The 10,147-nt window shown below is 59.2% G+C and carries 14 protein-coding genes; 7 read left to right on the top strand and 7 right to left on the bottom strand.

Annotation, left to right across the window (positions count from 1 at the left end; all coding sequences use genetic code 11):
* Positions 1–95: 95 nt before the first annotated feature.
* Both DPM33_RS32255 and DPM33_RS32245 read right to left on the bottom strand, forming a co-directional pair.
* Positions 96–1,364 carry an AAA family ATPase gene (locus DPM33_RS32255; RefSeq protein WP_112101407.1) on the bottom strand — a complete coding sequence of 423 codons (1,269 nt, stop codon included), beginning with the start codon at positions 1,362–1,364 and terminating at the stop codon, positions 96–98.
* 567 nt (positions 1,365–1,931) lie between these two features.
* Positions 1,932–2,486, bottom strand: a complete 555-nt coding sequence (locus tag DPM33_RS32245) for a DUF1036 domain-containing protein (RefSeq protein ID WP_112101405.1) — start codon at positions 2,484–2,486, stop codon at positions 1,932–1,934.
* Between DPM33_RS32245 and DPM33_RS37200 the strand changes: the two genes are divergently transcribed.
* Both DPM33_RS37200 and DPM33_RS32235 read left to right on the top strand, forming a co-directional pair.
* Entirely contained in the window at positions 2,466–2,717 is a 252-nt protein-coding gene (locus tag DPM33_RS37200) for a type II toxin-antitoxin system RelE/ParE family toxin (RefSeq protein ID WP_245442580.1), read from the top strand. The genes DPM33_RS32245 and DPM33_RS37200 overlap by 21 nt on opposite strands.
* Before the next feature lie 27 nt (positions 2,718–2,744).
* Positions 2,745–3,053, top strand: a complete 309-nt coding sequence (locus DPM33_RS32235; protein ID WP_112101404.1) for a HigA family addiction module antitoxin — start codon at positions 2,745–2,747, stop codon at positions 3,051–3,053.
* A gap of 178 nt (positions 3,054–3,231) precedes the next feature.
* Here DPM33_RS32235 and DPM33_RS32230 read toward each other — a convergent pair whose 3' ends face one another.
* A complete protein-coding gene (locus DPM33_RS32230) occupies positions 3,232–4,158 on the bottom strand; it encodes a hypothetical protein (RefSeq protein ID WP_112101403.1) in 927 nt (308 codons plus the stop codon).
* A 140-nt stretch (positions 4,159–4,298) separates the two neighbouring features.
* On the opposite strand from DPM33_RS32230, the gene DPM33_RS32225 reads away from it, so the two are divergent.
* Positions 4,299–5,141, top strand: coding sequence for an FkbM family methyltransferase (locus DPM33_RS32225; protein WP_112101402.1), 843 nt, complete (start codon positions 4,299–4,301; stop codon positions 5,139–5,141).
* 15 nt (positions 5,142–5,156) lie between these two features.
* Here DPM33_RS32225 and DPM33_RS32220 read toward each other — a convergent pair whose 3' ends face one another.
* A complete protein-coding gene (locus tag DPM33_RS32220) occupies positions 5,157–5,942 on the bottom strand; it encodes a hypothetical protein (RefSeq protein WP_112101401.1) in 786 nt (261 codons plus the stop codon).
* A 193-nt stretch (positions 5,943–6,135) separates the two neighbouring features.
* On the opposite strand from DPM33_RS32220, the gene DPM33_RS37555 reads away from it, so the two are divergent.
* The 3 genes from DPM33_RS37555 (at position 6,136) to DPM33_RS32205 (ending at position 8,627) form a co-directional block, all read left to right on the top strand.
* Positions 6,136–6,717, top strand: coding sequence for a CatB-related O-acetyltransferase (locus tag DPM33_RS37555; RefSeq protein WP_281004841.1), 582 nt, complete (start codon positions 6,136–6,138; stop codon positions 6,715–6,717).
* Positions 6,718–6,731: 14 nt separating this feature from the next.
* Complete coding sequence (locus DPM33_RS32210; protein WP_112101400.1) at positions 6,732–7,691, top strand: glycosyltransferase family 8 protein; 960 nt, start codon at positions 6,732–6,734, stop codon at positions 7,689–7,691.
* A gap of 543 nt (positions 7,692–8,234) precedes the next feature.
* On the top strand, positions 8,235–8,627 hold the full coding sequence (locus tag DPM33_RS32205; RefSeq protein ID WP_112101399.1) for a RidA family protein: 393 nt from the start codon (positions 8,235–8,237) through the stop codon (positions 8,625–8,627).
* Positions 8,628–8,700: 73 nt separating this feature from the next.
* Here the strand turns inward: DPM33_RS32205 and DPM33_RS32200 are convergent, their stop codons facing one another.
* Positions 8,701–8,943 (bottom strand): DUF982 domain-containing protein, encoded by a 243-nt coding sequence (locus DPM33_RS32200; RefSeq protein WP_112101398.1) that lies wholly within the window; start codon positions 8,941–8,943, stop codon positions 8,701–8,703.
* A gap of 264 nt (positions 8,944–9,207) precedes the next feature.
* Between DPM33_RS32200 and DPM33_RS36475 the strand changes: the two genes are divergently transcribed.
* Complete coding sequence (locus DPM33_RS36475; protein ID WP_167449290.1) at positions 9,208–9,369, top strand: hypothetical protein; 162 nt, start codon at positions 9,208–9,210, stop codon at positions 9,367–9,369.
* 150 nt (positions 9,370–9,519) lie between these two features.
* Here DPM33_RS36475 and DPM33_RS32195 read toward each other — a convergent pair whose 3' ends face one another.
* Positions 9,520–9,765, bottom strand: coding sequence for a DUF982 domain-containing protein (locus tag DPM33_RS32195; RefSeq protein ID WP_112101397.1), 246 nt, complete (start codon positions 9,763–9,765; stop codon positions 9,520–9,522).
* A 111-nt stretch (positions 9,766–9,876) separates the two neighbouring features.
* Positions 9,877–10,071, bottom strand: coding sequence for a hypothetical protein (locus tag DPM33_RS32190; protein WP_112101396.1), 195 nt, complete (start codon positions 10,069–10,071; stop codon positions 9,877–9,879).
* Positions 10,072–10,147 lie beyond the last annotated feature (76 nt).

Raw genomic sequence — 10,147 nt, 5'->3', positions numbered from 1 at the left:
GTGGCAGGGTGTTCCACCTCAGCGGGGGGTATAGGGGGTGGAAGGGAAAGGGGGTGGAACAGGGTGGAAGTGGGGTGGAAGGCTTTGCTGGAAGGTTAGCTTTCCGCATCCTGCGGACCGTAGTCTTCCGATGATAGTATCAGCCGCTGCCGCGGTCGGCTCGGTGGTCCCTCGAGTACGACCTTAATCAGTCCGTCATCCAGCAGCTGCTGCATCGCCTCTTCGAACTGCTTCGCCTTGATGCCGCCGGCATCCTTGCGTTCCGCCAGCACCCTCGGCGCGTAGTTCACGCCCTTGGTTGGTGCCACCCGGATACCTGCTCGGTTGATGGTCGAGAGGAGGGTGCGGAAGGTCTCAACGGCCCGCTGCTTTAACAGGCCAGCCGCAGGCGATGGTTTGCCATCGTCTGGAACAAACATGCCGTCGCGCCAACGGATTTTCAGCTCGTTGCCGAGCTTGCCATAATTGGCCTTTTTGGTCGTAAGAAGCCTGCCGTCCTCGTCTTCTTTGGCGTGCGTCAGGTACAGGCGTGACCGCACCGAATTGCTCCAGGCCGTACTACCGGAAGAACCGGATCCCGATTGCATGCCCTGCAAGGATGGGTGCGAAAGCAGCAGCACGGCGACGTCGCAGTCGATTGCGATGGTTCGAAGCATCGCTACGAACTGCCGAACCTGAACTCGCTTAATTTCATCCCCTCCGAACAGGTCGGCCGAGGTGTCGAGCACAAGGAGGCCAGGCCGGAAGTCGGTCACGAGTTCGATTAGTGAACCTAATACCGCCGTCTTCGTCATGTTGCCACTCCTGTCCGGAACGGCCAGCAGCGCGTCACGATCGGCGAGAGGTATCAGGCGCAAGTCGGATAGGTCGGCCAAGCTTCGCTCGTGTCCATCGGCAATCTCTGCCAGGCGGCGGTGGAATTCGTCGGCCTCATCCTCGGCGCCCAGATACAGCGCGCGGCCGGCGGCAGGGCGCGTACCAAGAGTTTCGCAACTCATGGCGCTTGCCGCGGCGATCTGTAACGCCAGCAGCGACTTACCTACGCCACCGTCACCGGCCAGGATTGTCACGTGCCGAGCGGGGATCAGGCCCTCCAAAAACCATTGGCGGGTTGGAACCGGCTGCCCATGCCAATCGGCTGGGTTGAGGAAAGGCAGCGGCTTGTTGTCGTTCGCGGCTTTTGGAGTGGCCTGAGCCGCCGCGTCTGCGGCTTCAGTGAGAATCCCATGCGCGCCTGCCGCTTGCCGCATCCATTCCATGATCTTCGGGTCGACGTCCTCAAGGGCTGGCTTGTCGCGCCAGTCCTCTCCACGGAGCGGAAGCGAGGCTGGATCCTTCCACTTATATGGTGTGATGGCGACCATGCGGCATCGGCTCCTTCAGCACGGCGACAGCCGCGGTGGCAATTTTGTCGACAAGGTAACGTGAGAAAGTCGCGGCTCGAGCGCCGTTGGCGTTCGGTGCGAACACGGCAAAGCCGCCTTCGGGTCGCCGCGATACTTTCAAATTGAACAGCCGAATGTGCTCGTCAATTTCCACATCGACGCGCGCGATGACGTTGCCGCAGCCGGGCGGCTCCGGTCGAATATTTAGAATTTTCAAAGTGGGTGGTTCCGGTTGGCGGAATTGGTTAGCGCCCGTTGGTTCGCGCGTCTGATGGTTAGGCGATGCGGGAAAAGCGCTATGAGATTCAATGGGGCAAAAGCGTTAGGTTAGGAGGCATAAGCCGTTGATTCAGCTAGCTTCGGTTAATCCTGCCGGGATCGCCAATCTCCTTTTTTGGTCAACAATTTCAATATGTTGTCGTTTTGGCTGCCTACCTTGTCAGGTTGGGTGAGCAATTGGCATCCACCAAGTATCGCCATCGCTTGCCCGGAAAGCAGCTTGCGGCTGGCCTCAACGACAATAGCGCTCGCCTATAACATTCAGCGTCACTGGCCGCTGCTGAAACTCTGAGAGACGTTAATTCCGTCGGCCTCAATGGTCAGAGTTTCGTCCAACTCCGAATCCTTGGATTCAACGGAACGTGTAAATCCAACCAGACGTGCCCCGGGGTCGCCTGGCGACGACTGTCTCTCATTTAGATTATTGATAAAATTAAAGGAGTTTGTCGCAATCCAAAACTGTTTATCCGGTCTGACATTCCCCCACATATTAATGTTCTTGACATGCTTGCGCACTGTATACTGATTGGTTTCTGCGTAGTACCAAAAGACAGACAAATGGAGAGCGCTATCGAATTGATCGCAGCCTCCATTTGGAGACAACACGAGCCACCCTCGGGAAATGTAGGAGTTGTCAAAGCCGGGTTGGGCGTAGGCCATCGCAAAATAAACAGTCTGAGAGAACTGATTGCAGATTTTGATGGCGGCCTCGGCTCGTTCAGCGCACGTAGCCACGAGGAAAGATAGCAGCACCGATCTCACAAAGGTGGACATCACCGCACCCCACCGCGACGGATCCATTTGAATAAAATCACGCCACATTTTGCTGCGAGTCAAGATGCCGAAAATGCGGACACGCGACGGCGACTGCTGAAATTTGCCGATGGCGAATTGGATTTCGCCAAGGCAAATGGCAACGCAGCGCTCATCGCGCTAGGCTCGACCGGCTTCGAGCCGACCCGCTATACGGTTCACGTGAACGGTCCATGGTGCATCACATTTGAATTCGACGGCGAAGACGCCGCCCGCGTCGATTTCGAGCAGTATCATTGAGGCGGACAGACTGGGGAAGTTAGGTTTATGAGCGAGCACAAGCCGAAGCATCCGATCGAGCGTTGCCCATCCCACCCGGGAGCGCTGCTTGAGGACATCATCCCGGCAACTGGAAAGACCAAGGTGGAAATTGCCAGGCTGCTCGGAATCTCTCGGCAGCAGCTCTACGATATCACCAGTGAACGGAAGCCGGTTTCGCCGGCCGTTGCGGCTCGGCTCGGAAAAATGTTCGGCGACGGCGCTGCAATCTGGCTTCGCATGCAGGCGGCCCATGATGCCTGGCACGCCGAACGGGAAGTGGACGTAAGCGCTATACCGACTTTGCACGCGGCTTAACGTTTGTCTGGCGGGTTAGTAGCTCAGCTGTATGGAGCACCGGCGTTCTAAGCCGATGGTCGCAGGTTCGAATCCTGCCGGGGGCGCCCCCACTTCGCAGGGTTCCTCCGCCAGATAGACCATAGAAACAGGCGGCTCCGCGGAACCGCCTTCGACGCGGACGTTTGACGCGCAGCGCTCAGAAGTCCTGGGCTACACTGCCGCTCGTGCCGCCAAGATATGTATTCCAGACATAGTCGCGGATCAATTTTCGATGGTCGGTTGTTCTGCGGTGATAACTGGGACGGTCAGGGTCGGATACGCCGGCAACATGGAAGAATGCCTCCTCGATGATCTCATGGTGCCCGACCGCCCCCGCCATCGTCATCGGGGTTTCCCGAGCGGTGGCTGTGGCAACGTCGCTTGCCCTGTCCAAATGCGAGTAAAGGACGTTCCAGTTTGCGCCGCCAGTATCGAGCCCCATGTTCAAGCGGGGCTCGAAGTTCAGCTTTCGCCCCACCGTGGCGGAGAAGCGATAGAAACAGAAGCCCGCCCATAAATTCCAGTGTCGATCGGTCGGTTTCGGCTCGTGGATATGATTTCGACCTGGAAGGAACAGCTTGCCGTAGACAGCCTTGCCTTCCATCCTGGCCGGGATGTCAAATGGCACCACCGGGAAACAGTCATGATCGATGAAGCCGAATAACTCGGGCTCCAGGTGCCGTATGATGTTATGATAGGCCCAGCTTATCGCGGTCCCGTGCGATCTCGACAGATGTTTTTCCACCCGCGTCGGAAGCGCCAGATAAGGCACGCCTCTCACCTTGCAGATGCTTTTTATTGCTTCTCTCGATGCCTGATCGGTCGAATTGTCGACGACTGCCAGGGTCATTCCGGGCGGGTGCATTTTCCAGGCCTTGGCCAGTGCATCTATGACCCAGGGCGTGTTGAACGCCACCGTAATGCAGATACGCGATGTATCGATGGCCTTGAGACCATCTGCAAAAGCGCGTCCGGCAGCTCGGCTCCGATACTCGAAAGCCTTGTATACTAGGCCATTTCTGACTTCCTTCGCCGCGATGACTGCCGGCGCTCTGGTTATGATATCGACAATCTTCAGACCCATTTGGCCTGCATAACTTGACGTCGGGAGAAAGGGAAGTCCGCCCTTCAATTCTTGGATGCCGGGGTTTGTGCAACGGCTTGAGCAGAGCCGTTTCGGCTGAACGCTTGCAAACAGGGAAATTGCAGCCAATAAGCGGCCGCATGAAGATTTTCGTGCCAGTAGAAGAAGCGATCCGTCATTTGCGCGACGGGTTGTTCGCGAAACTCAGGTCTTTCGACTGGTTTCAGACTGTCAGCCTACTGGCTCTGCAGGACGACGTCATTCTCGTCACGAAACAGTTTGACGATCACATTCTCACATTCTCTCCGCGGGAAACCATCGGCAAGGACCTGTTCCGGAAGGGGCACTACCAGCGCGATTTGGCCAATCGGGTTCTTGACCTAGTCGGAGTTCCGAAGGGGAAGGTGTTGCTGGAACTCGGCGCGAACATAGGCACCCACACGGTCTATCTGATGCGCAGCGGCAAATTCGATCAAGCCGTCTCGGTCGAGCCGGATCCGCGCAATCTCAAGCTACTGAAGCATAATTTGTCGCTCAACGAGCTTTCCAGCGCTGTGACTGTCTTTGAATGCGCGGCCGGTGACGATGAAGGTTCTATCGACCTCTATTTCGGCGATAAAAATTTTGGCGCGAGCAGTGTGATCAAGCCAAATGGCAGCTCACGATCGGTTCGGGTACCGCTTCGTCGTGTTGACGGCATCCTCGCCGAGGCCAAGGTCAGCGCTGAGGATGTCGGTTTGGTATGGATGGATATCGAAGGCGCCGAGCCTGAAGCGCTGAAGTCCATGGCCGAACTGGTGCGGCTTCGAGTGCCGATTCTCATGGAGTATGGTCCTTGGCGGTATGGACCGGTGAAAACTGCGGAAATGGCCGAATATCTCTCCAGTCACTACAGACGATGCATCGTCTTCAGCGGCAAGTCCGAAACGGAAATGGATATTCGCGACGTGCTCGATCAGCGAGACATTCTTCTTCTGCCGTGAGTTCTCACCGCCAGCTTACAGCGACCACCTGTCCCGTTGCCGCCATAGGTCCGTGGGAGATCGCCATAGACGGTACCAGCCGGCTTTCCTTATCTGCTTGGCAATTGGAACGTCACCGTGGATCTCGAAGAACTGCAGCACGCGCGGGCTGGCGAAAGCCTTCTTGCCACGCGTATTGTAGTCGCTGACCGGAAGGTGGTGCCGGCTCAGAGCCAGGCCATTTCGAGAGAGCGCGACACCGATGCAAAACTGCTCCGGCGCGTCTGTGTTGGTCAATTCGCGTACGGCCAGCATCGCGGAATAGGCCTCGGTCAATGCACCGGCATTGGCTCGATGAATGCCAAGGATTCCGCTCTGCCACATCGGTTCGTGGCCGGTCAGTGTATAGTCTCCGATTTTGACGCCTTCGCCTGCGAGAACCGGGTAGAGCCGATGCTCGCCCTCGCACTTGCGCATGAAGGAACGGGTCGGCGAAATCTGTCGGAACCCTCTGGATGGATCGATATAGGGATAGTGGTCCGAGTCCATGAAGATGAGGCGGTCCGCACGCTTCAGGATCTCGATCAGGGATGCCGCCTTGATGCCGAAATGATAGCGCCAGCCGAAAGACATCAACTCTTTCTGGTCAGCGGTTATTGTGATCGTCTCGATGGGGTATGGGCGAAAAATTTCGGGCCTGTCGGTTGCGACGATTATTTTGGCGCCCGGGCAATTGTGCAAAAGCTTAAGCGCGCTGAGCAGCGCGCCAAAGTGATAAACCTCGTTGTCGCCATAGGCGATATAGCCAAAAACGTCGTTCATTCGCTCTATGGGAGATGTGTCTGACACGCTCCCACTACCAACACAGGCAACCGCAATCCACTCGAAATTTCCCCGATGCAGGTGCGCGGATAACAGGATCTCGGCGGATCGCTCCCTTGCGCCGGCCAAAGTTCCCGGTTGATGGTTCGGGCGGTCCGAGGCTATGTCGCAGAAGTGTTGGGGAGAGATCTGGATGTCGGTGCTTTCCAAATGGCTGCGGGACATGCGCTCCGGATTGCCGGAGCATGTGACCGTTGGCCGTCACACCTATGGCGTGACGTGGCGAAAGGTCCTGGCCCCCTTGAAGGATGCTCCGCTGCAAGTCGGGGCCTTCTGCTCGGTTGCCGGTCGGGTGGTTTTCATCTGCTCCGGCCAGCATCCGACCGAGAGCGCAACCTCGTTTCCAATCTACAGCCGGTTGCTGAATCAGCCGGAGCCGATCGCAAAAGGCGGCAAGGCGGCTGGCATCAGCGTCGGCAATGACGTCTGGATCGGCAATGGCGCGATGATCCTGCCGGGCGTGGAGATCGGCGATGGCGCGGTCGTCGGCGCCGGCGCCGTCGTCACCAAAAACGTGCCGCCCTACGCGATCGTCGGCGGGACTCCGGCCCGGCTGATCAGATATCGATTCCCCGAGGAGATCATAGCGAAGCTGCTGGCGATCCAGTGGTGGCGCTGGGACGATGACAAGGTCAAGCGCGAGGCCGCCTCGCTCACCGGTCCGATCGAGGCTTTCGTCGAGGCGCATTTTGTGGCACGCACCGCGTCAAAATAAGGGTTGCGGTGCGAATGACGAGGTGTTTCTTCCTGGCGGCAGATGCCGAGTATTTTCCGTATGCCTGCCTGGCAGCGCGCCGGATCGTCGACGTCTCCGCGCCGATCGACGGCTGTCTGCTCTACACCGGCGCTAGCGCACCGGATCTCGAAGCCGGCCGCCATCTGTTGAAAGACAAGGTCGAGCTTGTCGACGTCGCGGATTTCATGACCAGCTACGGCTTCCGCTTCGGAACCTACAGCGTCGCCGCCTACATTCGTCTTTTCGCCGATCAGCTTCCCGTTTTCGCGCAATATGATCGCATCGCCTACACAGACTGCGATGTTCTCTTCAACAGGGATATCAACGACCTGGCTGGGCAGCAGCTGCGCGCTCCCATGCTCGCGGCGCATGATGACTACATGTATTTGCGGCCGTCCTACCGGCAAAAGCTCGGGCTGAAGCCGGGCGCGCCCTATTTCAATTCCGGCGTCGTCGTCTTCGACATGAACGCCGTCCGGGCGGATGGGTTGTTGGAGCGCACGCGCAACACCGCCATTGATGGCAAGATGAACGACCAGAATGCCCTCAACATCGTCTTCGAGGGCAAATGGCAGACGATGCACCCGAACTGGAACCTGCAATCGCTTGGAACGAGGGAGTTTCGTTTCTCCCAGGCCTGGGCCAGGCATTTCGCCGGCGGCAAGCCGTGGGGCAATCAAGTCGGGGTCGAACTCGAAGCGCTGAGGATCTGGCGCGATCTGGCCAGGGACACGCCCTGGGGCAAGCCCTTCGAGCAGCGCATACCTTTCGAACGCGGCATGACGAAGCGCTTCTTGCGGCGGTTCGACGCCGTTGCCGGTCTTTTCGGCAAGGACGTGCAGCGCCGCCGGGCCAGATATGACGGCACGAAGATGCACGGGATCTACGCCAGGCAAGCGGATGAAGGCGCGATGGCGGTGCAGTTTCCGGAAGTGCTTGGCGGTTTCGGCTGACCTGTTCCAACGGGCGGCCTGTGGATAGTAACCTCCCGTTTACCACGCTCCGTCGCTCGCGTTGCGGTCCGGCGGCCGACTCGCCCAAATGAAAAGGCCTGAACAAACAGGCGCCCCGAAGCCCAGCGACCGGCGTTTTCAAGTTCCCCAACCGGGAGCGTTGTTGCCGCCCCGAGAGTATGCGCCGGTCGTCGCTTCGGCTGCCACCCAGCGGGCGCGGTTACGCTTTGGCCAGCAGGATTTGGGCTCGTTTGAGCGCACGCCGCATGCCTGTTCGTCGCGCTCGGCTTGTCTCAACTCCGTCCCGTAACGTATTCTCATCGTCGCCTCCTCGCTGAGGCCCGCGACGAATAGACGGATGAGTCAAAAGTTAGGCGCCGCGCGGCGGCCCGTCGACTCTATCGTCACACACTCGAACGAAACGGCCTCACCATGCCGCTGACCGCCACGCGCATCAGCGCCGACGCTTTGCCATCGTCCCGCGTGCCGACGGCGCGGTGATCGCCAATGTCGATTGGTCGAACGAAACAGGAGGATTATTTGATGTCGCTCGAACTCATTAACCCGGACGATCTGCCAACCCCGGAGATGTACACACAGGTCGTCGTGGCGACGGGGTCGAGGCTGGTGTTCGTCTCGGGTCAGCAGCCCGAAGACATACACGGCGAGCTCGTTGGGCATGGTGATTTTGCGGCGCAAGCGCGCCTGGCATTCGGCAATCTCGGCCGGGCGCTCCGTGCTGCGGGCGCACGCCCTGAACAGGTTTGCAAGATCACGATCTACATTGTCGATTATAAACGCGATGAACACGTTCCGATCATCGAGGAAGCGCAGATTGCGCTGTTTGGAGACCACAAGCCAGCGAATGTGGTGGTCGGGGTGGCGATAATGTCCCCGGGCTACCTCATAGAGGTCGACGCGATAGCGGTCGTTTGACAAGGCCATCAGAGCCAGCGTCGCGGCCCGCTTCTTCGTCAGAAACGGGCCGTTCACATGGCTGAAAAACGAACTAGCCGAGCAGGCCCGCGACCTTGGCCGCCTTGCGCAAGGTCTTGCGGGCTTCCACCGGGCTGCGCAGACCGTCGAGCGCGTCGCGGCAGACGCGGCTGGCCGAGCGCCAGGTGCCGTCGCGCGCCTGGCCCGGCCAACGCTGGTCGAGGCACTCCATCGCCTCGAAGCAGCTCGACACCTTGCGCTGGCCGTTTGGCTGGAAATCGATCACGACCGGTTCGGAAAACCAGACATCGTTCATCACTTTCTCCGTTCTTATGATTGTTCTTTGGGCAAGCGAGCGGCGCCGGACGGCGCCGATGCAGGCCGAGGGCGATTGCCGACCCGCGCGTTAACCAACCACCGCGCATTAGGTTCCGAAGAATTTTAGGTAACGGCCCACTGCGTTCGGACTGGCCCACGGGCACCCGGGGATACGCGAGCCTCATGTGACCAAAGTCACTGACGCGCCCTCGCGTAGGGCGCTATTGCAGGTGCAGGCTAATGAAACGCGGGAAGACCTCTCATGCTTATCGTCGTGCTTGCATCCACCATGACCGTCGCCACGCTGATGGCGACCGCTTTCGGGCTCTACAAGGAGACCGAGCGTAGCCGCTTTCAGGCACAAGCGGACAAGGCTCGGTTTCGCCCGTTACGCCGGCCTCCCGTCAATCTGCGCCATCCATGAGGTCCGGCACCGCCAGGCATGCTCACGCCGCTTTCCCTGGCCATGTGCATTTTTCGGGCCGCAATCCTGCTGTCTTAGGCAGCCTTCGCCGTGACGGTGCTTCCATGGCTTTTCTGTCGCTAGGCATGCCTGCGGAACCAAAAGCCCCGCTTATTCCACCAGCACATGCGCCTCGCGCGCCGCGCTGATGAAAGCCTCCCTGGCATTGTCCGCCGCGACGTCGCCGCTGATTGCCCGGCGGCAGGCACGCAACGCCGCGCCATGCAGGGCGCTGCCGGCATCGCGCCATTGGCCGGTCAGCAACTCGACAGCCTGCTCGGCGTTGGAGATATGCCGGATAGAGCCCGCTACGCCGACGGCTACTTCCACCGGCTTGGAAAACCATCCTTGGATCATTGTAAAAATCCCTGTCTGTCGAAAGCGTCGCAACGCGATGCTCTTCAGGGGGTTCCATGCCATCACGTCAACTTGACGTGAATCCGCTCCCCGGCGGCCTCAAGGCGCCGATCATCGTCCAAGCGGCCTCCGCGACAGCTCGATCAACTCCGCCTCGTCGGTAATGCCCGCCATGTAATTGGCGATGATGCGCGAGGAACGCGCTTCCTTCTGCTCGGCGGTCTCGCCCTCGATATTGCCGTTCTCGTAGACACGGCCAAGCATGGCCGTCTCATCGGGGGTGAATGTGTTGCGCACAGCCGACATTGCTTCCTCCTCTCGCCCGGCCCCTCTTTTTCCCGGCTAATATTAGCACGGCTCGAGGTTGGGGGTGAGTCGCGGC

Origin of the sequence: Mesorhizobium hawassense (assembly GCF_003289945.1) — a bacterium.
Classification (GTDB): Bacteria; Pseudomonadota; Alphaproteobacteria; order Rhizobiales; family Rhizobiaceae; genus Mesorhizobium; species Mesorhizobium hawassense.
Note: the sequence above shows the minus strand (reverse complement) of the source record. Positions and strands in the feature narration are given on the sequence as shown.